This is a genomic window from Nocardiopsis sp. CNS-639 (genome assembly GCF_000381685.1).
Classification (GTDB): domain Bacteria; phylum Actinomycetota; class Actinomycetes; order Streptosporangiales; family Streptosporangiaceae; genus Nocardiopsis; species Nocardiopsis dassonvillei.
The window spans coordinates 138,346-164,265 of sequence record NZ_KB906863.1 but is presented as its reverse complement, the minus strand read 5'-3'; the positions used below and the strand labels follow the sequence as shown (position 1 = coordinate 164,265).

General features: G+C 72.2%; 18 protein-coding genes and 1 pseudogene. 9 read left to right on the top strand and 10 right to left on the bottom strand.

Annotated features, from left to right (window positions below; genetic code table 11):
• Positions 1–26: 26 nt before the first annotated feature.
• Both G011_RS0116950 and G011_RS29940 read left to right on the top strand, forming a co-directional pair.
• A complete protein-coding gene (locus tag G011_RS0116950) occupies positions 27–1,175 on the top strand; it encodes a sensor histidine kinase (protein WP_019609525.1) in 1,149 nt (382 codons plus the stop codon).
• Positions 1,172–1,875 (top strand): annotated as a pseudogene (locus G011_RS29940) (response regulator). The gene G011_RS0116950 and the pseudogene G011_RS29940 overlap by 4 nt, the downstream one beginning before the upstream one ends.
• 104 nt (positions 1,876–1,979) lie before the next feature.
• Here G011_RS29940 and G011_RS0116940 read toward each other — a convergent pair.
• The 6 genes from G011_RS0116940 to G011_RS0116915 form a co-directional block, all read right to left on the bottom strand.
• Entirely contained in the window at positions 1,980–2,897 is a 918-nt protein-coding gene (locus tag G011_RS0116940) for a hypothetical protein (protein ID WP_155979793.1), read from the bottom strand.
• Positions 2,894–3,520, bottom strand: coding sequence for an RNA polymerase sigma factor SigM (gene sigM, locus G011_RS0116935; RefSeq protein ID WP_019609522.1), 627 nt, complete (start codon positions 3,518–3,520; stop codon positions 2,894–2,896). Before sigM ends, G011_RS0116940 begins: the two co-directional genes overlap by 4 nt.
• Positions 3,521–3,542: 22 nt before the next feature.
• Entirely contained in the window at positions 3,543–5,183 is a 1,641-nt protein-coding gene (locus G011_RS0116930) for a protein kinase family protein (protein ID WP_019609521.1), read from the bottom strand.
• A 279-nt stretch (positions 5,184–5,462) separates the two neighbouring features.
• Positions 5,463–7,247: a murein biosynthesis integral membrane protein MurJ gene (gene murJ / locus G011_RS0116925; RefSeq protein WP_036552777.1), complete on the bottom strand. Its 1,785-nt coding sequence runs from the start codon at positions 7,245–7,247 to the stop codon at positions 5,463–5,465.
• A gap of 159 nt (positions 7,248–7,406) precedes the next feature.
• Positions 7,407–9,233, bottom strand: a complete 1,827-nt coding sequence (gene murJ / locus G011_RS0116920; RefSeq protein WP_019609519.1) for a murein biosynthesis integral membrane protein MurJ — start codon at positions 9,231–9,233, stop codon at positions 7,407–7,409.
• Positions 9,234–9,410: 177 nt separating this feature from the next.
• Positions 9,411–12,023, bottom strand: coding sequence for a DUF6049 family protein (locus G011_RS0116915; protein WP_019609518.1), 2,613 nt, complete (start codon positions 12,021–12,023; stop codon positions 9,411–9,413).
• Positions 12,024–12,381: 358 nt separating this feature from the next.
• Here G011_RS0116915 and G011_RS0116910 point away from each other — a divergent pair, with 358 nt between their 5' ends.
• Positions 12,382–13,881, top strand: coding sequence for a CCA tRNA nucleotidyltransferase (locus G011_RS0116910; protein WP_019609517.1), 1,500 nt, complete (start codon positions 12,382–12,384; stop codon positions 13,879–13,881).
• A gap of 3 nt (positions 13,882–13,884) precedes the next feature.
• Here G011_RS0116910 and G011_RS0116905 read toward each other — a convergent pair whose 3' ends face one another.
• From G011_RS0116905 to G011_RS0116895, 3 genes are all read right to left on the bottom strand, one after another.
• Positions 13,885–14,610, bottom strand: a complete 726-nt coding sequence (locus tag G011_RS0116905; protein ID WP_019609516.1) for a bifunctional 2-polyprenyl-6-hydroxyphenol methylase/3-demethylubiquinol 3-O-methyltransferase UbiG — start codon at positions 14,608–14,610, stop codon at positions 13,885–13,887.
• Between the two features lie 95 nt (positions 14,611–14,705).
• Entirely contained in the window at positions 14,706–16,001 is a 1,296-nt protein-coding gene (locus G011_RS0116900) for an MFS transporter (RefSeq protein WP_019609515.1), read from the bottom strand.
• 87 nt (positions 16,002–16,088) lie between these two features.
• The gene (locus G011_RS0116895) at positions 16,089–17,180 is read right to left on the bottom strand and encodes an inositol-3-phosphate synthase (RefSeq protein WP_026338381.1); all 1,092 of its coding nucleotides are present in this window, start codon (positions 17,178–17,180) and stop codon (positions 16,089–16,091) included.
• A 957-nt stretch (positions 17,181–18,137) separates the two neighbouring features.
• Between G011_RS0116895 and G011_RS0116890 the strand changes: the two genes are divergently transcribed.
• The 6 genes from G011_RS0116890 (at position 18,138) to G011_RS0116865 (ending at position 24,243) form a co-directional block, all read left to right on the top strand.
• Positions 18,138–21,095 carry a transglycosylase domain-containing protein gene (locus G011_RS0116890; RefSeq protein ID WP_019609513.1) on the top strand — a complete coding sequence of 986 codons (2,958 nt, stop codon included), beginning with the start codon at positions 18,138–18,140 and terminating at the stop codon, positions 21,093–21,095.
• Positions 21,096–21,334: 239 nt separating this feature from the next.
• On the top strand, positions 21,335–21,625 hold the full coding sequence (gene rpsF, locus G011_RS0116885; RefSeq protein ID WP_013155834.1) for a 30S ribosomal protein S6: 291 nt from the start codon (positions 21,335–21,337) through the stop codon (positions 21,623–21,625).
• A 128-nt stretch (positions 21,626–21,753) separates the two neighbouring features.
• Positions 21,754–22,341, top strand: a complete 588-nt coding sequence (locus G011_RS0116880; RefSeq protein ID WP_013155833.1) for a single-stranded DNA-binding protein — start codon at positions 21,754–21,756, stop codon at positions 22,339–22,341.
• 99 nt (positions 22,342–22,440) lie between these two features.
• A complete protein-coding gene (gene rpsR / locus G011_RS0116875) occupies positions 22,441–22,677 on the top strand; it encodes a 30S ribosomal protein S18 (RefSeq protein WP_013155832.1) in 237 nt (78 codons plus the stop codon).
• A gap of 27 nt (positions 22,678–22,704) precedes the next feature.
• Complete coding sequence (gene rplI / locus G011_RS0116870; RefSeq protein ID WP_026338380.1) at positions 22,705–23,151, top strand: 50S ribosomal protein L9; 447 nt, start codon at positions 22,705–22,707, stop codon at positions 23,149–23,151.
• A 258-nt stretch (positions 23,152–23,409) separates the two neighbouring features.
• A complete protein-coding gene (locus tag G011_RS0116865; protein ID WP_026338379.1) occupies positions 23,410–24,243 on the top strand; it encodes a peptidoglycan recognition family protein in 834 nt (277 codons plus the stop codon).
• 68 nt (positions 24,244–24,311) lie between these two features.
• On the opposite strand, the gene G011_RS0116860 is transcribed toward G011_RS0116865, so the two are convergent.
• Entirely contained in the window at positions 24,312–25,661 is a 1,350-nt protein-coding gene (locus G011_RS0116860; protein ID WP_026338378.1) for an MATE family efflux transporter, read from the bottom strand.
• Positions 25,662–25,920: the final 259 nt, after the last annotated feature.

The following is a 25,920-nucleotide window of genomic DNA, read 5'->3' as shown; positions in this document are numbered from 1 at the left end:
CGGGGCCGGGTCCGTAGAATCGCCGCATGCCCAGTGACCGCCGGGGCGTCGTGGTCGACGCGCTCTTCGGGTTCGCCGTCTTCGCCGTGGTGGCGATCGCGGTCGCCTCCGACGTCAGCGACACGGGGAACCTGCCGCTCGGGTACGGGGTGGCCGGGGTCCTCGGCGCGCTCATGCTGGTCCGGCGCCGCTGGCCGGTCGCGGTCCTGGTCGCCACCTCGGTCCTGGTCGTCGCCAACTACGTGCTCCAGCTGCCCGTCATCGGCCTGGCCGTCCCGGTGGCCGCAGCGCTGTACTCGGCCGCGGAGGCGGGACGCACCCTGTGGTCGGTGGGCCTGGCCGCCGCGCTGGTCCTGGTCTCCACGTTCACCCGGTTGCAGCAGGGGCAGGACCCCGCCTACCTCCTGGGGTACGAGCTGCCCACCACGGTGGCCGTCATGGGCGCGGCCACGGCCCTGGGCCACGTGCAGTGGCAGCGGCGCCGGGCCGAGCACCAGCGCGTGCGGATCGAGGTCCTCGACCGGCAGGCGCGCGAATCCGAGGCGGCCGAGCGCCTGGCGCTCGAACGCACCCGTATCGCCCGCGACCTGCACGACGCCGTGGGGCACCACCTCTCCGTGGTGTCCCTGCACGCGGCGGTGGCCGTGGAGGCCCTGGACGACGACCCGGCGGACGTGCCCGTCGCGCGCGCCGAGCTGGACCACGTGGCGAGGGCCTCGCGGGCGGGTCTGAGCGAGCTGCGAGCCACCGTGCGCGCGCTGCGCGAGGCCGACCCCGGCGGCGACCGGGTCTCCTCCCTCGCGCACCTGGACGAACTCGTGGCGACGGTGCGCGCGGCCGGGGTGGACGTGGAGGTGACCGGGGTGCCCGCTCCCGGCGAGGTGGCCGGGATGGTGGACGCGACCGCCTACCGGATCGTCCAGGAGGCGCTGACGAACACGCTGCGCCACGCGCGCGCCCCCCGGGCGCGGGTGGCCTTCTCCAGGAGGGACGGGATGCTCGACGTGACGGTGACCGACGAGGGGACGGCCGTGCCGGTCGCGTCCCCCGGGGGCAGCGGGCTGGCGGGGATGCGCGAACGGGTGCGCCTGGTCGGCGGATCGGTGGAGGCCGCGCCCCGGCCCGGCGGCGGGTTCGGGGTGCGTGCGCTGCTGCCGCTCGGGGACGACCGGTGATCCGGGTCCTGCTCGTGGACGACCAACCCCTCGTCCGCACCGGGGTGCGCGCGCTGCTGGAGCGCGACGAGGGGATCGAGGTGGTGGCCGAGTCCCAGAACGGCCGCGAGGCGCTCGTGGACATCGACCGCCACCGCCCCGACGTGGTCCTGCTCGACCTCCAGATGCCCGTGATGGACGGCCTGGCGGTGCTCCGCGAGCTGGAGCGCCGCGGCGGCCCCGCGTCCGGGAGGTCCGCAAACGCACATGTCGACACGTCGACGGACCACGGGGTCCGCGTGGTCGTGCTCACCACGTTCGGCGAGGACGACAACGTGTTCACCGCGCTGCGGCTGGGCGCCTCCGGCTTCCTGCTCAAGGACGCTGGTCCGCGGCAGCTGCGGGACGCGGTACGCACCGTGGCGGCGGGGGACGCCCTGCTCTCGCCGGGGGTCACCCGCAGGGTGATGAGCGCCTCGCCGACACCGCGGTCGCCCCCGGGAGCGCCTCCCGGCTGGACGTGCTCACCGGCCGGGAGCGCGACGTGCTCGCCCTGGTCGGACGCGGTATGTCGAACCAGGAGATCGGTGCCGCGCTCCACCTGAGCCCGGCGACCGCGCGCACCCACGTGGGGCGCCTCCTGGCCAAGCTCGGGGTCCGCGACCGGGTCGGCCTGGTGGTGGTCGCCTACGAGACGGGCCTGGTCCGCCCAGGCCGGTGAGCGTACGCCCCCGGCCGGCTCCGGCCCGGCGACATGTCGACACGGCGTCAAAGGGACATGGCGCCAAAGGGACACGGCGCCAAGCGGACACGGACCCGGAGCGCTCAGGGGGCCTGGACGGTCTCCTGGGCGAGGACGTTCTGGCCGGGGTCGCCGCCCTGAGCACAGGCCGGATCGACCACGTACACCTCGAACCGCTCGCCCCGGGGGGAGAAGAGCACCCACGCGGGGGACTCCCCGTCGCCGTAGCGGGCGTCGTCGACCAGGGTGAAGTGCCCGCCGAACTCCTCACCGAGGAGCACCACGCACTCCTGCACGCCGGGGGGAGCCGCCTGGACGGCCAGGGGAGCGGTCTCCGCGCCCCCGCCGGGTTCACCCCCGCCTCCGGCACCGGTCCCGCCCACGGGGGACAGGTCGAGCGTCCGGGCGGCCTGCTCGGCCAGGGCCGCCTCGGTGTAGACGGTCCCGCTCCGCACCACCTGGGGCGTGTAGGACTGCGCCGTGTCCGGGGCGTTCTCCTGGCCGTTCTCCGCCAGCGGGGCCGCGACACCGGTCTCCCCGCCCTGGCCGCCCGGGGTGAGCACACCGTTGAACAGGGCCGCGCCGCCGCCCCCCACGACGACCGCCGCGGCGGCGGCCAGCATCATCAGCCGGGCCCTGCTGAGGCTCCGCCCGGTTCGGGGTCGGCGTGGGAGGGGGGTCACCGTGGCGCCGCCGGGCGCCGGGCCGTCCCCGGCCGACGACGGTGCCGCGCCCGGCGCGGGGCCCGCGTCGGCGGGGAACACCGTGGCGCGCTCGCGCACCGCCTCCGCGACGCGCTGGTCGAGGAGGTCGGCCACGTCCCGGGGCAGGGCGGGAGCCGGTACGGCGGCCAGCGCCTCGGCCACCCCGGTGAGTTCTCCCAGGGTCGCCGCGCAGGTCGCGCAGGTGTCTATGTGGGCTGCGACGGTGCGTTCCTCGTCGGGCTCCAGGAGCTCCTCGGCGAAGAAGGCGAGTGCCTCCACGTCTGGATGGGACGTCACGATGGGTTGGCACCTCCTCTCCCAGTTGTGACGTCTCCGGCCTGTCGGGGGTTCCTCAGATGGGCCAGCGTCGGGAGAAGTCTGGCGCGACCTCGCGCACACCTGCTCTTGACCGTCCCCGATGCCACGTCGAGGATCTGCGCGGCCTCCTCCACCCGGTAGCCGAGCATGTCCACGAGGGTCAGCGCCATGCGCTGGTCCAGCGGGAGCAGGTCCAGCGCGGCGTTGACGTCCAGGCGCGTCTCGGTCTGCGAGGCGTGGTCCGGCCCCCCTCCCGAGCGGCCGAGACGCTCGTTGGACATGACGTCCAGGGTCTCGTCCTCGGTCGGGGTGGCCGGGCGCACCTTGCGGCGGCGCAGCCGGTCGTGGCAGGCGTTCACCACGATCCGGTGCAGCCACGTGCTCACCTGCGCCTCGCCGCGGAAGCGGTCGGCGGCGCGGAACGCGGACAGGAACGCGTCCTGGAGGGCGTCGGAGGCCTCCTCGCGGTCGCCCATCATGCGCACGGCGACAGCCCAAAGGCGCTCGCGGTGCCGACGCACCAGGACCGCGAAGGCCTGGTCGTCGCCCTGAGCGTGCCTCGTCAACAGCTCCCGGTCAGGAAGCTCCTGGACCGCGTCCATCAGTACCCGATCACGTACTCCGCTACTCGACCCCTCGTACCTCGGCCTCGTAGACCGTGCCCCTCCACTCGCCGGACCCGGCCAGTTCGGTGAACCAGACCACGACGTAGCGGGCCTCGACCGGCTCGTCGAGGGTGACGACCTGGGAGCCGCCCGTGCCCGATCCGACGACCTCGTAACCGGACTCGCTGTCCGAATCGGTCTCGCCGGCCAGGATCTGGAACTCGTAGCCGCTGCCGCCGAGGTTGAGGTCGATCTCGTGGACCTCATGGACGGCACCGAGGTCGAGCTGGAGTCCGACGCCGGGCTTGATGGCGCTGAGCGGGTCCCTGTAGCCCTGGGTGTTCCACTCGGTGGCGGTGTCCCCGTCGTGGGCGCGGCCCGCCTTGTCCGAGTGCTCGTCGGTGTTGCCGTGCGGGTTGAGGCCGCGTGACCCCTGGACCTCCAGCGGGCTCAGCTCCACCTCCCCGCCGCCGTCCGCGGCCTGGTCGCCGCCGCCCTCGGACGGGGCCTCCTCGCCCCCGCCCGCGCTGAACATCGTCCCGACCGTCCAGGCGCCGACGACCACACCGGCGAACAGCACCAGGGCCGCCACGCCGATCAGGATCTTGCGGAGCGAGGGCTGCGTGCGCGCGGTCCGCTGCTCCATCCGGGAGGGGCCCTGCCGCTCACGCACCTCGGAGCCGCCCCGGACGGAGGCGCCGCCCCGCGAGGCGGACCCCGTCCGTCCGACGGAACCGTGGCGCGCCTCCTGGTCGTCCCGTGCGCCCGCGGCCCCGCCACGGGTACCGCGCGGGCTGCGGCGCGGGCCGGTGCTGTCGAACTCGCCGGTGCGCCGGGAGGTCCCGGGCACGGGCGGGGCCGCCTCGGCCTGGGTGACGGGCAGGGGGATGAGCCGGGGCACCTCGGCCATGGCCGCGCAGAAGTCGGCCGGCGAGGTGATGGGCGGTCCGGGCACCAGCTGTCCCGCGAGCTGCGGCAGGGCGGCGCGCGTGGTGATGGTGCCCAGGGGTTCGGTGACGCCCTGGCGGATGTGGTGGGGAGGGTAGGGGCCCGCGGGGCCCTCGGGTGCGGCGGGCAGGCCGCTCTGCGGGCCGCCGGGCCAGTGCCCGGTGAGCGCCGCGTAGAGCAGGTTGCCCAGCCCCTGGGCGTCGGTGGCCGCGGGGTCGGGGTTGCCGGCGCCCAGCAGGGCGGCGTCCACGCCGATGCCGGTCACCTTGACCGCGCCGCCGCTGCTCCACATGAGCTTGCTCGGGGTCAGGCACAGGTGGTGGAGGCCTCCGGCGTGCGCGGCGGCGATCGCCTCGGCGGCCTCGGCGACCAGCCCGGCGGCGCGCTCGGGCTCCATGGGGCCCTGCGCGAGGAGGTCGGCCAGGGAGGAGCCGATGACCCACTCCTCGACCACGTAGGGGACGGGGGAGGAGTCGTCGGCGTCGAAGACCTGCGTGACGCGGGCGTCGGGAATGCGGCTCGTGGCGCGGGCCGCGCGCACGACCTCGGAGGTGCGCGGGAAGCCCTCGGCGAAGGTCCACACCGCCACGGGACGCGCGAGCGTCTCGTCGGTGGCCTTCCAGCGTGTGGCGCCGCCGGTCTCGCTCACCACTTGGTCCAGGCGGTAGCGGTTGGCCAGCTTCGCACCGGGTTCGATGAGGAAGGTGCTCATGATGGGAGTGACGGGTGCCAGTGCCGTGGTTTCGCGTGCGTCCGCGCTCCCTGGCCGTCTGCGGACCGGAGCGGTACGGGGTGCGCGCGAGGGGTCCGTCGGCCCTGCCTGCTGTCCCCAGCCTCCCTTCGGGCAGTTCGGTTGAACAATGCGGTAGCGGTAAAGCGATGCCTGTCCATGCTAGGACGCGTGAACAGCATCTTCGGAGGACAACGGATACTCGGCCACCTTCCGGTGCGTAACGGAGCGGGTCCGCTCAATCTCAGCTATTCCTGGTGATCAGCGGCGTCGCAACCGGGTTTTGAGCAAATCGAGGAAGGATGTGACTTCTGTCACTTTGAGGAGCTTTGCGGTCACCACGAACAGCACGGCTCCGACGGCGCCTCCCGCCGCCATCGCCGCCAGACCCGGCCAGACCTCGCCCGGCAGGTCCCGGAAGAGGTAGATCATCGCGACCCCGAAGGCCGCGGACGGGACGGCGGCCAGGTGCAGCCGGAGCAGCGTGGCCGCGGTCCGGCGCCCGTCCAGGCCGTTGAGCCGCCGGTGCAGCACGTACCACATGATGACGGAACCGACGACGTAGTACAGGCCGTACGGTACGGGAAGCCACACCACGACGTGCTGCGGTTCCACGAGGAACAGCAGGCCGATCGCCGTGGTCGCGTGGGCGATCTCGGAGGGGATCGACACCAGGGCCGGGGTCCGGGTGTCGCCCAGAGCGTAGAACACGCGCATCTGGAGCTGGAAGAGCGTGAACGGGATCAGCATCACGCAGAAGACCATGAGGATGCGCCCGATGGCGGCCGCGTCCTCGGCACTCGTGCTGCCCTGCGCGTAGATCAGCACGCAGAACGGGATCGCGAAGACGATCATCGCGACCGAGAGCGGCGCGATCAGCACCGAGGACAGGCGGAAACCGCGAGAGAAGTCGCTGCGCACCTGGTCCTTGCGGCCCGCGGCCACGTGCTCGCTCATCCTGGGCAGCAGCGCGGTGATCACCGAGACGGCGATGACCGCGTACGGGAGCTGGAAGAGCATCGACGCGAACTTGTACGCCGCGATGCCCGCGCCGGACTCGAAGCCCGCGTCGGCGGCCAGGGCGCCCGCGCGGGTGGCCACGTTGGTGGAGACCAGCGCTCCCACCTGCGCGACGACGATGTAGAGCATCATCCACGAGGCGGCTCCGGCCGCCTCGCCCAGGCCCGAGCCCCGCAGGTCCAGGCGCGGGCGCCAGCGGAAGCCCGCCGCGGCCAGCGCCCACACCAGGACGGCGGCCTGGACCACCTGCCCCAGGGCGGTGCCCAGCCCCAGCAGCATCAGCTGGCCGTCGGTGACGGTCTCGGGGGTGCGCCCGGGACCGGCCAGGTTCAGGAACCACACGCAGACGCCGATGATGACCACGTTGTTCAGCACCGGCGCCCACATGGGCGCGCCGAACCTGTTGCGCGCGTTGAGCATCGCGCTGGCCAGCCCGCTGGCGCCGATGAAGAAGATCTGCGTGACCAGGTACCGGGCCAGGACGACCGAGACCTCGTACTGGGCCCCGGAGAACCCGCCCGCGTAGATGCGGATGAACCACTCCGCGACCAGCACCGACACCAGCGTGAGGGCGAACAGCACCAGCAGCATCAGGGTGACCAGGCGCTGCTCCACGCCGTTGCCCCCGTCGGCGTCCAGCTTGCGCCGCTTGACCAGGAACGGCACGAACACGCTGGCCAGCAACCCGCCGATGAGCAGGTCGTAGACCATGTACGGGACCATGCCCGCCGTCTGGTAGGCGTCGCCCAGCAGCTGGGTGCCGATCGCCGCCGCCAGGATGATGGTGCGCACGAACCCCGTGACACGGGAGACGATGGTGCCCAGCGCCATGATCGCGCTCGACCGGGCGAGGTTGCCCGGCGCCGTGTGGGAGGTACCGCCGATCTCGTCGCCGTCCTCCAGGCGGTCGGCGGTGCCCACGTCACCGATGTCGCTCGGGTCCCGGAGCGTGTGCAGTCCGGTCTCGGGCTCGGTGCCCGGCTCCTCGCGCTCGTAGGTGTCGAGCACGTCCTCCGGCATCACCATGGCGGGCCGCCGACGGGTTCTGTTCCCGTCGGGCGGCTCGGCGTCCCCGGGGGACGTCCGCTGCGGCAGCTCGCTGGACACCGTCGTGCTGTCCTTCACTCTCGTTCGGGCGGCTTCGGGGCCTCGGCGGGGCAGAGCCGGGGAAGGGGGGTCACGGCATCAACGACGCAGCCGGGCGCGGATCAGTTCCACGGCACCGGTCAGCTCCGGGACGCGCAGCAGCCGCGCGCATCCCAGGAAGAGCAGCGCGCCCAGGACGCATCCGGCGGCCGGGGCGCCGATGTAGGTGGCCAGGCCGGGGCCGACGTAGGTGTCGAAGGCCCAGAGCACACCGAGGCCGGCCGCGATGCTCGGGACGGCGGCCAGGTGCAGGCGCAACAATGTGCCAATGACGTGCTTGCCGTCAAGCCCCCCGATGCGCCGGCTCAGCACGATCCCGGCGATGGTCAGCCCGGACAGGAACGAGATCATGAAGCCCGCGGCCACGCCCACGACCACCAGGTTCGGCGGAAGCACCAGGTAGGACGTCAGCGCCAGGGCGCTGTGCACGGCCAGGTTGGCGAGGCCGAGCATCGCGGGGGTGCGGGTGTCGCCCATGGCGAAGAACACGCGCAGCATGAGCTGGAACACGGTGAAGGGCACCAGCCCCAGCGACATGACCGCGAGGATCTGGCCGATGCTCTCCGCGTCGTCCACCGAGATGGACCCGCGCGCGAAGGCCAGGACGGACAGCGGCTCGGCGAACATCGCCACCGCGAAGGCGGTCGGAACCAGCACGAACGCGGAGACGCGCAGGGTGCGGGAGAAGTCCGCGCGGACGGCGTCCCAGTCGTGGTCGTCGGCGTGGGCGCTCATCCGGGGCAGCAGCACGGTGATGAGGGAGACCGCGATGATCGCGTACGGCAGCTGGAAGAGCTGGTACGCCAGGTTGTAGGCGCTGATGCCCGCGCCGACGTCCAGGCCCTCCCTGATGCTCGCCACGTTCGCGGCGTTGGCGATGTTGGTGGTGATCCACAGCCCGGCCTGGGTGAGCAGGGTGTAGAGCATCATCCACCCGGCGGTGCGCACGGCGTCGCCGAGCCCGGAGCCGCGCAGGTCCAGGCGGGGCCGCCAGCGGTAGCCGGTGCGGGACAGGGCCACGAACAGCACGACGGCCTGGAGCGCCATACCGGCCGCGGTGCCCGCGCCCAGGAGGGTCAGCTGGCCGTCGGTGACGGTCTCGGGGGTGCGGCCCGGACCGGCCACCCACAGGAACACGGCCGCCACGCTCATGATGACGAGGTTGTTCAGCACCGGGGCCCACACGGCCGCGCCGAACCGGTTGCGGGTGTTGAGCATGGCGCTCAGCAGGCCGCTCATGCCCACGAAGAAGATCTGCGCCAGCAGGTACCGCGCCAGGTAGACCGAGGCGTCGAACTGGACCGGCGTGAACCGGGAGCCGTAGAGCCAGATGAGGAACTCGGCGGCCGCGATCGCGACCGCGGTGAGCAGCAGCAGCGCCAGCAGCGTGGTGGTGAACAGCCGGTCCTCGGTGGCCTTGCCGCCGTCCGCGTCGCGCTTACGCCGCTTGACCAGGAACGGGATGATGACGCTGGCCATCAGCCCCCCGATGAGCAGGTCGTTGAGGATGAAGGGGATCGTGTGCGCCGTGTGGTAGGCGTCACCGAGCAGATGGGTGCCGATGGCGGCGCCGAGCACGATGGTGCGGGCGAAGCCGGTGATCCGGGAGGCCAGGGTGCCCACGGCCATGATGGCGCTGGAACGCATCATGCCGCCGCCGCCCGACCCGGTGTCCCCGCCCTGGTCGGAACCGCCGCCGGAGTCCCCTCCGGACCCGGGGGCGGTGTCGGTGACGGGACCCGGCACGTCACCCTCCTCGAAGGTGGGCGCGGGGCCGCTCTCGGGACGGACCGCGCTCGGGACCGGGGCTTGCGGCTGGGGGCGTCGGCGGTGTTTCCCGCCGCCGTTCGAAGAGTCGGTGACCACCGTGGATCAGGCTTCCTTTCGTCCGACTGGGGAATGTCCGGCCGCGGCGCCGTGGTCCGGCGTCCGCGGGTCGGCCACGCGGGTGCGGGCCGCGTGCGCCGACATGGAGACGTGCGGGTGTGTCGACATGGCGTCCTGTCGGTAGGGAGCCATGTCACCCTCTCCGGAACCGCTGGGTCACGTGCCCGTGCCGTCGCGGTCCCGCTCCGCGCCGCCCGCCGCGGCTGGGGAGTCGGCTTTCTCGTGGCCGGAGGGGTCTTCCGGCCGCTCGGTGTCCTCGGCTCCGTCCGCCTCCCCGTCCGGGGCGGCCTCCCCGGCGGGGGAGGCGTCCTTCGCGGAGGAGGGGACCCCGGCCGTGTGCGAGGCGGTGTCGCGGTCCGTCGCGGAGGGGGTGCTCCCGGACGGGTCCTCGGAGGGTGTTCCCCCGGAGTGTGGGACGCCCGCGGAGTCCTCGGTGTTCGCGCCGTCCCGGTCCGTTCCGGCGGCGGCCGCGGAGGCCTCCGCGGCCTCGGGCGCCTCGGCGGTCCCGGAGGTTTCGGAGGCGGCCGCGGCGGCCTTGCTGCGGGCCCACTTGCGCAGCGCGCGCGGGGCCAGGGCCGCGACGAGGATCAGCAGGCCGATACCGCTGATGGCCAGCGCCTGGGTGCCCAGACCGGTGGCGTTCACCGGGATCTCGACGTCCTGGCTGCTGATCGGCTCGCCCTCGGAGTTCTGCAGCCCCACGTTGAGGACCGTGCGGCCGTTGACCCGGGCCGACAGCGGGATGTACACCGTGGTCCTGGTGCCCGGCTCCAGCTCGAAGGAGTGGTTGTACTCGCCGACGCTCAGGCGGTCGGAGTTCTCGGAGAAGACCGACAGGTTCACGAAGACGGTCTCGTCCTCCAGGTCGTTGGCGACCAGGACGCCGGTGGTGCCGGTCCGGCTGGCCAGGGTGACCGGCTCGCCTGGGATGACCCGCACGTCGTTCATGCGGTCCTGCACGTCCTGGGCGACCAGGGAGCGGGTGGCGCCCGCCATGGCCTCCTCCTCCCGCCAGTACACCGACTCCAGGCGCAGCAGCGCCGGGCGGAGCGGGTCGCTGTCGCCGACCAGGACGCTGTTGAACAGGCGCACGTCCCGGCTCACGTCCTCGATCAGCTCCAGGTAGGTGGAGCTGAGCTCCTCCCCGTAGGCGCTGTCGGGGTAGGTCAGGGACCGGCGGGTCCGCTCGCGCTCACCGGCGTCGGGCAGCCCGACCTCGTCCAGGCTCCGGGGGGACAGCCACGGCAGGTCCTCGGAGGCGGCCAGCACGCCCCGGGCGAACTCGGCGTCGGGGTTCCAGTCCGGCTCCGGTGAGGCGACGACCACCCGGCCGCCGCCGGCGTTCTCGCCCGCGATCATCGCCGTCTCGGCGGCGAAGCGCTGGAGCGCGAGCTCGGACTGGCCCGGCTTCCCGGTGGGCATGGACAGCACGTCGGTGATGCCCTGGTCGGCGACCAGGGCGAACGGCTCCTCGGACGCCTCCTCCTCCGGCGCGGGCAGCGGGGCCTGCGCGGTGGGGGTCGTGGACAGCCAGGACGCGGCGGGCAGGGCCCTCTCGTCGAGCAGGAAGCGGGTCGCGCCGTGCGAGGCGAGCAGCTGGTGGACGCCCCGGTCCATCAGGCCGCCGGGGGGCAGGGCGAAGGTCTCGTCGGCCTCCGTCTCCAGCGCACGCAGGACCGCCTCCTGGCCGACCCCCAGGGCCGCCTCGGCGTCGGAGTCCATGTCGTTCCGCAGCAGGGCGGCCAGGTCGGCCCGGGCGTAGGGGGTGGCCACGACGTGGTCGGCGGCCAGCACGCGGCGGGCCTCGCGCAGCCACACCTGGGCCGCCTCGCTGGCCTCGACCTCGTGCCGCACCGGCTCGGACTCGGCGGGCACCGCGAGGGGGTCCTCCACGACCGCGTGCCCCGAGGAGGCCATGCGCAGGACGTCGTCGAGCGTGCCGGGGTCCACGGCCCAGGTGACCGGGACCCCTCCGGTGCGCTCGGTGGCCTCCCCGGCGGACTCGTCCTCGTCCTCCGCGTTCTCCGCGCCCTCGCCGGTGGCCTCCTCCGTGGGGAGGGCCTCCGCGGTCTCCTCCGCGGTGGCCGTGCCCTCCGAGGGCTCCTCGGACTCCTCGTTCAGGCCCAGCAGCTCGACCAGGTCCTCCTCCCCGGCCTCGAAGGACACCGGCGCCTGCGCCCCCGCGGCCAGCAGGCGGCCCAGGCGGCCGTCGGCGGCGACCGACGAGTGCAGGTCGTCGTCGAGGAAGGTGTCCTCGTCCGCGCGCTGGGGCGACGCCATCAGCGGCCACACCCAGGCGATGTCCACGGAGGGGACGTCGTCCCCGCCCGTGTAGGGGAGGAAGGTGTACTGGGAGCCGATGACCCGGCCGCGCCCGTCCACGGCCTCGACGACCAGCGGGTAGACGCCGTAGGAGTCCAGGTCGAGGTCCTCGACCGGCACGCTCAGGGAGTACTCGGCGCTGGCCTCGGGGGCCAGTTCCGCGGTGACCTCCTCGTCGGGCCCCGGCGCGTCGGGCTGCCAGCCCTCTCCCGAGGCGAACTCGTCCAGCTCGCCGCGGTCGCTGAAGGGGTGCCGCGAGTAGCTGAGCCGCACGCTGACGTCGCTCAGGTCCTCGGAGGTGGTGTTGGTCACCTCGCCGACGACCCGCAGGGTGCTGTCCTCGTCGGCCGCGTCCGGTGTGACGCGCTCGACGACGAGCGGATCGGCCGTCTGCTCCGCGTTCGCGGACGTGGCCGGTATCGGAAGCAGCGCGGTGGTGAAGGCCATGACCACCGTCGCGGAGACAAATCGACGCAACGCTTGACCGGTTTCCTGACTCGGGTCCAGGTGGCCGTCCCGCCGGTGACGCGGTGCGGGGGGACGGTCGGAAGTACCCGCACGGCGCACACGGCGTACGCGGGTCGGGTGGACGCGGGGCAACCGGGGCGTCCTACCACTTCCCTCGAAGATACCGCCTTCCCCGTGCGTGGAGTCGGGTCGCGGCCGCCGCGCGGCGTGTGGGGGAAACCGGGCTCCCCGCCGAACGGCGGCGGTCCGCCGCGGCGGACCGCCGATCCGTGTACGGCCCGGTACCGGGGGCGGGGACGATTCGCGGTTTGCTTCGGGCGCCGCCTAGTCTCGTGGTGTGCCGAACACAGAGTTTTCGCGGGAGAACGACGCCGCCCAGCAGCCGGACGCCGGGGACGCGACCGGTGCGGGTGCGCTGACCGGTGCGCAGCGCGCCGCGGTCACGGCGTTGGCGGACTCCTTCCCGACCGTCTCGGAGGAACTCGGCGAGCGCTTCGCCGCGCACGGCCAGCAGCTCGCCCTCGTCGGCGGACCGGTGCGCGACGCCCTCCTGGGCAGGCCGGCCAACGACGTGGACCTGACCACGGACGCGGTGCCCCAGCGCATCCTGGAGCTCGTGGACGGCTGGGCCGACTCCGTGTGGACCGTCGGCATCGACTTCGGCACCGTGGGCCTGCGCAAGAAGGGCCTCCAGCTGGAGGTCACCACCTACCGCAGCGAGTCCTACTCGCCCAAGTCCCGCAAGCCCGAGGTGGCCTACGGCACCGACATCCACGACGACCTGTTGCGCCGCGACTTCACCGTCAACGCCATGGCGGTGCGCCTGCCCGGCCTGGAGTTCGTCGACCCGTTCGGCGGCCTGGCCGACCTGCGGGCCAAGGTGCTGCGCACCCCCGGCAGGCCCGAGGACTCCTTCAGCGACGACCCGCTGCGCATCATGCGCGCGGTCCGCTTCGCCGCCCAGCTCGGCTTCACCCTGGCTCCCGAGGTGGCCGAGGCCGCCCGGGACATGGCCGACCGGCTCTCCATCGTCTCCGCCGAGCGCGTCCGCGACGAGCTGACCAAGCTCATGCTCAGCCCCGACCCGCACCGCGGCATCGAGCTCATGGTGGACCTGGGCATCGCCCGGTACGTGCTCCCGGAGATCCCCAAGCTGCGCCTGGAGATCGACGAGCACCACCGGCACAAGGACGTCTACGAGCACTCGCTCACCGTCCTGGACCAGGCGATCGAGCTGGAGGAGAAGCGGGGCCACGAGCCCGACCTGGTGCTGCGCCTGGCCGCGCTGCTGCACGACGTCGGCAAGCCCAAGACGCGCGCCTTCGAGTCCGGGGGGCGGGTGACCTTCCACCACCACGAGGTGGTGGGCGCCTCGATGAGCCGAAAGAGGCTCACCGCGCTGCGCTTCCCCAAGGACGTGGTGTCCGACGTCAGCACCCTGGTCGAACTGCACCTGAGGTTCCACGGCTACGGCAGGGGCGAGTGGACCGACTCCGCGGTCCGCCGGTACGCCCGCGACGCCGGTTCGCAGCTGGAGCGGCTGCACATCCTCACCCGTGCCGACTGCACCACCCGCAACCGCCGCAAGGCGGCGGCGCTGGCGCGCTCCTACGACGACATCGAGCGGCGCATCGAGCTGCTCGCCGAGCAGGAGGAGCTGGACCGCATCCGCCCGGACCTGGACGGCAACGAGATCCAGGAGATCCTGGGGGTCAGGCCGGGTCCCGTGGTCGGCCGCGCGTACCGCTTCCTGCTGGAGCTGCGCCTGGAGAACGGCCCGATGGGCAGGGAGGCCGCGACCGAGGAGCTGCGCGCCTGGGCGGCCGAGCACCTGTGAGGGTCAGCGGCCCGGCTTGACCGCCGTGACCGCCATGGCCATGCCGAACACGCGCAGCGGGGTGTCCTCCAGGGTGTCGGACAGGGTCTGCAACGCCGTGGTGCGGCGGTCGAACGGCGGCATCAGGTAGTCGATGGCGCGCACGCGCAGCCCGGCCCCCCGCAGCAGCCGGCCCATCTGCTGGGTGGTGAACGCGCGCGCGTCCGACATGCGCGCGTGCAGGGGCCCCACCCAGGGCAGGAAGGGCGCGGTCAGCGCCGAGCGGCGCCGACCGCCCCACAGCACGCCGTGGGTCTCGAAGGGGAACCAGCGGTTGGGCGTGGTCAGGGAGAAGGCGCCGCCCGGCTTGAGGACCCGGCGGACCTCGCGGAGGGTGCCCTCCAGGTCATCGACGTGCTCGACCACCTCGAACGCGGTCACGCGGTCGAAGGTGTTGGCGTCGAAGGCCAGCGCGTCGGCGGACATCTTGTGGATGCCGATCCGGTCCTCCAGCCCCGTGCCCGCGATGCGCCCGGCGAACGCGTTGAGCCGCTCGGGTTCGAGGTCGATCGCGTCCACGCGCACGTAGCCCCCGGCCAGTTCGACCGTGTAGGTGCCGTCGCCGCAGCCCACGTCGAGCAGGCGGTCGCCGCGGACGGGCAGCTGCCGGGTCACCGCCCCGACGCGCTTGACCACCCCCCGCGGCCCGAAGGCGCTGGAGGCGTCGCACAGTGCGTCACCGGTGTTCATGGAGGACCATCCCCGCTGTCGACAAGTCTCCCCGTGGACACTACAACACGTGACGACATGGTGACGTGTCGATGTGTCACCAGGTCGTCAGGGTGCTACGCGACCTCGCGCTGCGCCTCGGCGGCGCTGGCGCGGCGCCCGCGCACGACCCAGGCGGCGCCCATCACCAGGTAGGCCGCGGCCATCGCGACGACCACCGCGGGGTTCACCCCGGACGGCGGGACCAGCGCGGCGGCCAGCGCCGCGCCCAGGACGAACGTGGCGTTGAACAGCACGTCGTACACCGAGAACACCCGCCCCCGGAACGCGTCGTCGACATGTCGCTGAACCAACGTGTCGACGGTGACCTTGACCCCCTGGGAGACGAAGCCCAGCGCGAACGCGGCCACGGGGAAGAGCACGGGTGAGAAGGGCAGCCCGAACACCACCAGGACCGCCGACGCCGCCGCCAGCTGCAGCGCGATCCACGTCCCCGGGGCCATCCGGGCGGTCGCCCACGGCGTGGCCACCGCGCCCACCAGGAACCCCGCCCCCGACAGGCCCATCGCCACCGAGAAACCGGCCAGCCCGGCGACACCCCCACCGGTGAAGGTGTTGTTGTACAGCAGCAGCGTCAGCAGCGTGGAGACACCGAACAGCACCCGGTGGCCGCCGATCGTGAGCAGCGCGTCGCGGGCCTCCGGGCGCGCCCAGAGGTGGCGCACCCCCGAGACCATGCCCCGCACCACGTTGCGCACGGCCGCCGCGACCTCGTCCGGTTCCCGCTCCAGGTGCGGTCCCAGCTCGTCGTGGCCCAGGGTGAGGGAGACCAGCGCCGCCCCGGCGAAGCCGAGCGCGGCCGCGAACAGGATGAGCCCGGTGCCCAGGGCGTCCTCACCGCCGAGCAGGCCGATCGCGGCGCCCGCCCCCGCGCCCAGGAAGCTCGCCGCGGTACCGCTGGTCGGCGTGACCGCGTTGGCCATCATCAGCTTGTCCCGGGCCACCACGTAGGGCAGTCCGGCGGACAGCCCGGACAGGAAGAAGCGGTTGACGCTCAGCACCAGGAGCGCGGTGAGGAGGAAGGCCGGGCTCTCGCCCCGCGCCACCAGGAACGCGCTCGCCACCGCGAGCGCCGCCTTGGCCAGGGAGGACAGCAGCAGGATCTGGCGCCGGGGCCACCTGTCGATCAGGACCCCGGCGAACGGCGCCACCACCGAGAACGGCAGGAGCAGCACCGCGAAGGCCGCGGCGACGGCGCCCGCGCTGGTGTGCTGTTCGGGGGTGAAGAAGACGAAGCCCGCAAGCCCGGCCTGGTACACCCCGTCGGAGAACTGCGCCACCAGCCGGGTGCCGAACAGGCGGCGGAACCGGGGCCCCCGCAGGACCACGCGCAGATCACCGAAGAAGGACACGGCACCAAGGGTAGGCCGTGCCCGGGGCCGGGACGGCCCCGGGAGGAGCGGACCCGGCCGTGCGCCGGGACCGCCCTCAGGAGCGCTCTACCCCTCGGCGCCGTCGTGCTGGCCCGAGGCGATGAACTGCTCGACCTTCTCGTGCGCCTCGGCGTCGCTGTACTGCTCGGGCGGGGACTTCATGAAGTAGGAGGACGGGGCCAGGATCGGGCCGCCCATGCCGCGGTCCTTGGCGATCTTGGCGGCGCGGACCGCGTCGATGATGATGCCCGCGGAGTTGGGGGAGTCCCAGACCTCCAGCTTGTACTCCAGGTTCAGCGGCACGTCGCCGAACGCGCGCCCCTCCAGGCGGATGTAGGCCCACTTGCGGTCGTCCAGCCACGGCACGTGGTCCGACGGGCCGATGTGCACCGAGCCGGCCTTCAGCTCGTGCGGGATCTGGGAGGTGACGGACTGGGTCTTGGAGATCTTCTTGGACTCCAGACGGTCGCGCTCCAACATGTTCTTGAAGTCCATGTTGCCGCCGAAGTTGAGCTGGTACGTGCGGTCCACGATCACGCCGCGGTCCTCGAACAGCTTGGACAGCACGCGGTGGGTGATGGTCGCGCCGATCTGCGACTTGATGTCGTCGCCGATGATCGGCACACCCGCTCTGGTGAACTTCTCGGCCCACTCGGGGTCGGAGGCGATGAACACCGGCAGGGCGTTGACGAAGGCCACGCCCGCGTCGATCGCGCACTGGGCGTAGAACTTGCCGGCCTCCTCCGATCCCACCGGGAGGTAGGACACGAGCACGTCGGCCTTGCTGGCCTTGAGGGCCGCGACCACGTCCACCGCGTCCTCGGGGGACTCCTGGATGACCTCGCGGTAGTACTTGCCGAGCCCGTCGTAGGTCGGTCCGCGCATGACGGTGACGCCGGTCGGCGGCACGTCGCAGATCTTGACGGTGTTGTTCTCGCTGGCCGTGATGGCGTCGGCCAGGTCGTGGCCGACCTTCTTGGCGTCCACGTCGAAGGCTGCGACGAACTCGATGTCGCTCACGTGGTACGGGCCGAACTGCACGTGCATCAGGCCTGGTACCCGGGACTCGGGGTTGGCGTCCTTGTAGTAGTGCACGCCCTGGACGAGCGACGCCGCACAGTTGCCGACGCCCACGACGGCTACACGTACCGAACCCATTGGTCCTTGCTCCTTCTTCTTCGCGAACATGGATTCCACGGCGCACGACGACGGGACCGCGCCGACGGCGGTTCCGGGTCCCGTCGCCACGCGTTCGTTTCCCGTATGTGGTCAGCAGCGCACACGGCGTTTCTGTTCCCACCCGCCGACCCGCACCGCCCTCGACGGGCGGTGTCCGGCGCGCGCGGCCCCCGTGCCCTCCGTGCCGTCCTCTGCGGACGGCCAGGGCACGGTTCGCGTCCCGCGACCGGGAACCGCAGGGGGAACATGCATGTCTGGCTGTTTTGTTCAGTTCTGACTCTATCCCCGCCCACCTGCGGGCCCGCATGCCAGACCTGTGACACGCGTCCGCGCGCGTGCGCCCGGGCGACGACCGCCGTCCGTGAACCCTCGGAATCCTGCGGGGAAAAATCTCACACACCCATCCCTACCAGCGCCGACACCGAACACCTCACGGGCGGGTCTTCGCCCGGCCGACTTTCCGGCGTTCGGTTTGCCCGCTCTGAACTGGCACAACGGGCGGTTCCCGGCGAAACATGGCCAGGTGTCCCAAGACGCGCGATAACCTCGCGCGTGGGTTGTGCTATACCGTTCGATCGCTCTAACGTGACCTGTGATTTGCGTGCGTAGCCGGTAGAGCCCCCGGACCCAGCCCCTGCCGCGGCGGCGTTTCCGTAGGCACCGAGCACCGAGGGCTGTCGCTCCCGCAGGCCAACGACCAGGAGGAAGAAGCGGCTTACGTCTTCGCGACCTGTGTGAAAACCCCCGCGCGCCTTCGGGCGTCCTTTATCAAGCCTTGAACGACAGGCACAGCGTTGGACACGGCCACGCCGGTCCGGTCCACGCAGTCGTCGCGAGAAGCAGGTCGCGGATCACCGATCCCCCAGGGGGACCGTCCCCCCGTTTCCACCAAGGAATCGTCAGGCCGACCGGCCGTGAGAGGCAATCGAGGACCACGTGAGTACCGAACGACGACGGAACGCCGATGGCGGCCGTCGCCGGGCCGACGGCCCGGCCGACGGCTCGCGCGGCGGCGGCGGACGGCGCCGGGCCGACGGCCCGCCCCGGGACGAACCCTCCGGAGGCCGCCGCCGCCCGGACGCCGGTGACGGCTTCTGGGGGGACGACACCGGGCCCGAGCGCCCGCGCCGCCGACGCCCCCCGGAGCAGGAGGCCCGTTCCGAGGGCCGCCGCCGCTCCGAGGGCGAGCGCCCCCGCCGCCCGGAGGGACAGCGCCGCGCCCCCGCCGACGGTGACCGCCCCCGCCGCCGCCCCGAGGGCGAGCGCCCCCGGCGGCCCCAGGACGGCGAGCGCTCCGGCCACCGTTCCGAGGGAGACCGCCCGCGCCGTCCCGAGGGACAGCGCCGCCGCCAGGACGAGGACCCCCGCGGCCGACGCAGGGCGGCCGGTTCCGGACCGCGCGACCCCCGCGACCGCGACCCCCGCGACCCCCGCGACCGCGGCCGTGACCGCGAGAACGCCGCCCGCTCCGAGGGGCGGCGCGCCCCGGGCCGCGGCTCCCGCGCCGCCGCCGGCGGCGGCAGAGGAGGCCGGGGAGGCGGTCGGCGCCGCTCCCGCGACGAGGAGCCGGACGACCGCCCCTGGTTCAAGCGCTTCCTGTCCAAGGCGTGGAAACCCGCCCTGGCCGTCTTCGGTCTGATGATCATCGGCGGCGTGGCCGCCTTCGCGATCCTGTACGCCATGGCCCCCAACGTGAACGAGCTCGAGGCCAAGTCGGACGCCAACCTGTCCGCCACCCAGATCATGTGGGCTCCGGAGGGCGACGCCGAGCCCGAGGTCGCGGTCACCACGGGCGAGGTCAGACGGGTCGAGGTCCAGAGCGAGGACATCCCGCAGACGGTCATCAACGGTGTGCTCGCCGCCGAGCAGCGCACCTTCTACACCGACCCCGGCATCAGCATCTCCGGCATCGGGCGCGCCCTCCTCTCCGGCGGCGAGGCGGGCGGCGGTTCCACCATCACCCAGCAGATGGCGCGGAACTACTACAGCGACCTGGAGATCGAGAACCAGTACATCCGCAAGATCCGCGAGATCTTCATCTCCATCAAGCTCAACCAGCAGATGGAGAAGGAGGAGATCCTCTCCACCTACCTCAACACCATCTACTTCGGCCGCAACGCCATGGGCATCCAGATGGCGGCCCAGTCCTACTTCGGCAAGGACCTGGACGAGCTGACCGACGCCGAGGGCGCCTTCCTGGGCATCATCATCCAGATGCCCAGCAACTTCCAGGGCGAGATGGGCGACTGGACCAGGACCTACCTCAACGAGGAGCGCTGGCCCTACGTGCAGAACCAGCTGGCGCTCATGCACGAGGAGGACCCCGACCTCGGCCTGCCCAGGGCCGAGGCCGAGGCCCTGGAGATCCCCGAGCTCGTCCCGTACGGCACCGAGGAGGGCGAGGAGGAGCAGGAGTACGACCCCAAGTTCGACTACGTCCGCCAGGCGGTCGTCCAGGAGATCGAGGAGCGCTACTCCGGGATCACCGCCCAGGACATCGCCACCCAGGGCTTCGTCGTGCAGACCTCGCTGGACCCCGCGCTCATGGACGCCGCGCGCAGCTCCTTCGACGTCCTGCCGAACACCCCCGAGGACACGATGATGGGCCTGACCGCGGTCGACCCCGCCACGGGGCAGATCGTCGCCTTCCACGGGGGCGACAACGTGGTCGAGGACGTCAACAACTCGCTGACCCACCGGACGCAGGCGGGCTCGTCCTACAAGCCCTACGTGCTCGCCACCGCGCTGGAGAACGGCATCAGCCTCAACAGCACGTTCGACGGCGACTCCCCCCAGGAGTTCCCGGGGCTGCAGAGCGAGGTCATCAACGCGGGCGGCAGGAGCTGGGGTCCGGTCAACCTGATCCAGTCCACCGCCCAGTCGATCAACACCCCGTTCGTGGAGCTGGCGGTGCAGATGACCCCGGCCGCGGTGGACGAGCTCGCGGTCCAGGCCGGTGTGGCCGAGGAGCAGACCACGACCTCCGCCCAGGGCCCGCTCATCGCGCTGGGCACCCACCAGGTGAGCGCTCTGGACCAGGCCGAGGGCTACTCCACCTTCGCCGCCGGGGGCGTGCACCGTCCGGCGCACATGGTCACCGAGCTGCGCACCTCCGACGGCCAGGTCATCCCGCCCGACGACGCCGACCTGCTGGAGAACGGTGAGCAGGTGGTCACCGCGGACGTCGCGGCCGACGTCACCTACGCCATGACCCAGGTCGTCGAGCCCGGCGGCGGTGGCGACCAGGCGGCGCTGCCCGACGGGCGCCCCGTCGCGGGCAAGACCGGTACCTCCAGCGACGCGGTCTCCGCGTGGTTCGTGGGATACACGCCGCAGCTCGTCGCCGCGGTGGGCCTGAGCCGCGCGGACGCCAACCAGGCCCTGGAGTTCGACGGCCAGACCGCGGGGGAGATCTTCGGTGGCACCACCTCGGCCAACGTGTGGCGCGAGTTCATGACGACCGCCATGGAGGGCGTCGAACCGGCGCAGTTCCCGCCGCCCGCCTACGTCGGTACGGAGCAGAGCTTCGTGCCCACGCCGTCCCCGAGCGCGGAGCCGAGCGAGGAGCCGAGCGACGAGCCCTCGGCCGAGGAGTCCCCGAGCGAGAGCCCGGAGGAGTGCGACCCGTCCATGCCGGACTCCCCGGCGTGCCAGGACCAGCAGACCGAGGAGCCCTGTGAGCCCGGGTGGGGCCGGGACTGCCCGGAGAGCCCCGGCTCGGGGGGCGAGGAGGAGTGCGGAACCTGGCCTCTGCCCGCATGTGAGGACACCGATCCCAGCGGTGAGGCCTCCGACCCCGAGCAGGACGGCGGGGACCAGGGCGGCTGGCCCTTCCGGGCGAACGGCGCCGGAAGCGACGCCAACGGGTTGATCATCCTCGGCCGGAACGACTGACCCGGTCCCGGACGGGAGAGGGGGCCGGTACGCGTTGAGCGCACCGGCCCCCTTCGCGTGTGCCCGGGCTCCGTCCACAGGTCGCACCGGAAGGTGTGCGGCTGCTGGTAATCTTGGGTCCCGTATGGCTCAGAGTCCGCGCGACGCCCGCCCCCGCGGCGCGGAACCCGTCCCGGACTCCTGCCCTCCTGCTATGGAGATTCCATGGCCGCGACAGTCCAGAGGAGGAACGTACGCCTATGCGTCGTTACGAACTCATGATCATCCTCGACCCCAACCTCGACGAGCGCACCGTCGCCCCGTCGCTGGAGAACTTCCTGGGTGTCGTCCGCAACGACGGCGGCTCGGTGGAGAAGGTCGACATCTGGGGCAAGCGCCGTCTCGCCTACGACATCGACAAGAACGCCGAGGGCATCTACGCGGTGATCGACCTCACCGCCGAGCCCGCCACGGTCAAGGAGCTGGACCGCCAGCTCGGTATCGCCGAGGCCGTGCTCCGCACCAAGGTGCTCCGCCCCGAGGTCCACTAGGCGGCGCACCGCCGCCGTCCCCCGCCCCGATCCACCCCCGGCCCCGGCTGTTATGTCGGTGGTCGCGCGGATGATCGGGGGAACAGGCGAAACCGCCTGATCCGACTACCTCGAACCGGAGCCCATCCATGGCAGGCGAAACCCAGATCACGCTCGTCGGCAACCTGGTCGACGACCCTGAACTGCGCTTCACTCCCAGTGGAGCCGCGGTCGCCAACTTCCGTGTGGCCTCGACGCCCCGCACCTTCGACCGCGCGTCGGGGGAGTGGAAGGACGGCGAGTCCATGTTCCTCACCTGCACCGTCTGGCGGCAGTACGCGGAGAACGTGGCCGAGAGCCTTCAGCGCGGCATGCGCGTCATCGTGCAGGGCCGGCTGAAGCAGCGCTCGTACGAGACCCGCGAGGGTGAGAAGCGGACCGTCTTCGAGATCGACGTCGACGAGGTCGGCCCGGCCCTGCGCAGCGCCACCGCCAAGGTGACCAAGTCGCAGCGCCAGGGCGGCGGAGGCGGCTTCGGCGGTGGCGGCGGCGGTGGTTTCGGTGGCGGCCAGCCCCAGGGCGGCGGCTACGGGAACCAGGGCGGCGGCTTCGGCGGGTCGCAGGGCGGCGGAGGCCGCAGCGGCCCCCCGGCCGACGACCCGTGGGCGACCAACGGCGGCGGTGGCGGCGGCTTCGGCGGCGGAGGCGGGGGCTTCTCCGACGAGCCCCCGTTCTAACCGCGGCGAGTACCCCGTCCGGCGCCCCGAGGCGCCAGACCCTTTCCACATCAGACCATCCCCGGGAGGACCCCGGGGCTCTTGCGAAGGAGCACCACGATGGCTAAGCCGGCAGCGCGCAAGCCCAAGAAGAAGGTTTGCCTCTTCTGCCAGGAGAAGCAGTCCTACATCGACTACAAGGACACCACGCTTCTCCGCAAGTTCATCTCCGAGCGCGGCAAGATCCGCGCCCGCCGCGTCACGGGTAACTGCACCCAGCACCAGCGCGACGTCGCGACCGCGATCAAGAACGCGCGCGAGGTGGCCCTGCTGCCCTACACCAGCACCGCCCGCTAACGGCGATATCCGAGGGAGGTTTTTGTCGTGAAGCTGATTTTGACCCACGAGGTCAACGGTCTCGGAGCCCCCGGCGATGTCGTCGAGGTGAAGAACGGCTACGGTCGCAACTACCTGCTGCCCCGCGGGTTCGCCATCCGGTGGACGCGCGGCGGTCAGAAGCAGATCGACCTGATTCAGCGCGCGCGCTCCGCGCGTGACATCCGCACGCTCGACGAGGCCCAGCAGGTCGCTGGCCGCGTCAACGCGCTCACCGTGCGCCTCAAGCAGCGCGCCGGCGAGGGTGGCCGCCTGTTCGGTTCGGTCACGCCCGCGGACATCGCCGACGCCGTCAAGGCGACCGGTGGTCCCGACCTGGACAAGCGCCGGATCGAGATCAAGAACCCGATCAAGGCCGTCGGAAGCCACAAGGTCCAGGTCCGCCTGCACCCCGAGGTCTCCGCGACGATCAAGCTGGACGTCGTCGGTTCCTGACCGACGCCGTGCACGTCGGGCCCCGTCTCCCTTCCGGGAGGCGGGGCCCCGCTGTTTCTCCGGGCTCTCCCGAGGTCTGCGTCGCACCCCCCGGCGCTTCCCCCGCGGCCCGACCTCACGGAGGCGGTCCGCGTTCTTGCGCGGTTCTCCTGACACGCCTGGCCGACAGACAACCCTTTGATTACTCTTTGTAATCTATCGTGTTCTCTGTGTTGGTGTCGTACGTTGCACCACCCAGCACGGAGAGGACGCAGAGCCATGACCGTGGAAAGAAGAGACGAGCCGGGCCGACACACACGGGTGGACCGCAGGACCGTTCTGCGGGGGACCGCCCTCGCCGCCGGGGGAGTGCTCCTCGGCGGGATCGCCGGGATCCCCGCCGCGGACCGGGCCTCCGCGGCCACGCGACCCAAGGTGTACACGCGCGCCGACTGGGGGGCGCGCGCTCCGAAGAACAAGATCGAGGTCGTGCGCCGCGGGGCCACGCACATCGTCGTGCACCACACCGCCACGGCGAACGCGTCCGACACCTCGACCTCGCACGCCGCGTCGCTGTCGCGCTCCATCCAGCGGTACCACATGGACACCAACGGGTGGAGCGACATGGGGCAGCAGTTCACCATCAGCCGCGGCGGCCACATCATGGAGGGGCGCGACCAGAGCCTGCAGGCCGTCAGCGCGGGACACCACGTGCTCGGCGCGCACACCGCCAACCACAACGAGCACGCGATCGGGATCGAGAACGAGGGCACCTACACCTCGGCGACCCCGCCCGCGCTCCTGTTGGAGTCGTTGGCCGACACCTGCGCCTGGCTGTGCCTGGCCTACCGGCTGGACCCCGACGAGGCCATCGTCGGCCACCGCGACTTCAACGCGACGGGCTGTCCCGGCGACAAGCTCTACGCGGCGCTTCCCCAGCTCCGCTCCACCGTCAGGAGCAGGATGCGGGAACAGCTCGCCCACCCGGGCGCGGCGGCGGTCGCGGCGCCGGAGCCCGACCAACTGCCGACCTACCCCGACGTGCCGCGGGACGAACAGGTGAGGCCCTACAGCCACGGACCCGCCGTCGGTGAGCGCGACACGTTCACGTGACCCCGCCGGTCCGCCGGAGGGACACGGAAACCGGGCCCGTCACGGCCGCGCCGTGGCGGGCCCCCTGATCAGGGCCGGTACGCGCCGGTGACCAGCCAGGCCGTACTCCGGGCCCGGAACCCGAGGGTGACCGCGCGGGCGAGGATCCACACCCCGAAGGCGATCCACAGGCTCACCAGCGCCCACAGGGGGCCGTCCGCCAGCCGCGGCAGGACCAGGGCGAACGGCAGGAAGACCAGCATCGTCCACAGGGACGCCCACGCCAGGTAGCGCTGGTCCCCGGCGCCCATCAGCACGCCGTCCAGCACCATGGTCACCCCGCTCAGCGGCTGCAACAGCGCGACCACCACCAGCGAGGCCGTGATCAGGACCCGCACCTCGGGGTCGGAGGTGAACGGGATCCACGCCCACGGCAGCGCCAGGAACACCACCGCCATGAAGACCAGGCCCAGTCCCACGCCCCACTCCACCATGCGCCGCGTGGCGTCCCGGGTGCCCTGGACGTCCCCCGCGCCCAGGTAACGGCCCACGATGGACTGCCCGGCGATGGCGATCGCGTCCATGGCGAACACCAGCAGCGCCCAGATGTTGTGGCTCACCTGGTGCGCGGCGATCGACGCGTCGCCCAGCCGGGCCGCCACCGCCGTGGTCACCAGGGCCACCACGCGCATCGACACGCTGCGCAGGAACAGGGCGAACCCCGCCGAGGCCGAGGCGCGCAGGCCCGCCGTCGTGGGCATGAGCGACACGCCCTCGCGCCGGGCCGCGCGCGCGATCGTCATCACGTACCAGAACGCGCCCCCGCCCTGGGCGAGCACCGTCGACCAGGCCGAGCCCGCGATGCCCCAGTCCAGGACCAGCACGAACACCGAGCACAGCACCGCGTTGGCGACGTAGGAGCAGACCGCCACCACCAGCGGGGTCCGGGCGTCCTGGAGGCCGCGCAGCACACCTGTGCCCGCCATGACGATGAGCAGGAACGGCGTACTGAGCAGGCTGATGCGCAGGTAGGTCAGGGCGTGGGGCGCCACGTCCGGCGAGGCGCCCAGCGCCTCCACCATCACCGGGCCGAGCGGCCAGCCGATCGCGACGGCGGCGAGACCCAGCAGGACCGCGAGCCACAGCCCGTCCACGCCGTCCCGCACGCCCCCGGGGACGTCGCCCGCGCCGAACCTGCGCGAGACCGCCGCGGTGGTGCCGTAGGCGAGGAAGACGCAGACGGCCACGAGCGTGAGCAGCACCTGCCCGGCCACGCCCAGGCCGCCGAGCGCCTCGGTGCCCAGCGTGCCGACGATCGCGGAGTCGGTGAGCAGGAACAGGGGCTCGCTGATGAGCGCGAAGAACGTCGGAACCGCCAGGGCGAGGATCTCGCGGTCGTGGCGGTGCCGGAAAGGGGCGGCCGGAAGCAGTTGTGGCATGACCAGCACACAGTATCGGACACGCGTTCTACGCGGGTGTGGAGTTATCCACACCCCTGCTGAAGCCTGTGGATAACTTGTGGAAACACGCCCTGTGAGGCATCTTGCACCCCCTGACTGCATCCTGCGTTTTGGCAGGTCAAAGGCTATATGTAGCGGTCACGGCAAAGTTATCCACAGGTGATGTGCACAACCCCGGTTCGGGATGCCCTGCGGGGCACCGGACATGGTGGTAAGGGACGTGTCCACAACCTCCGGC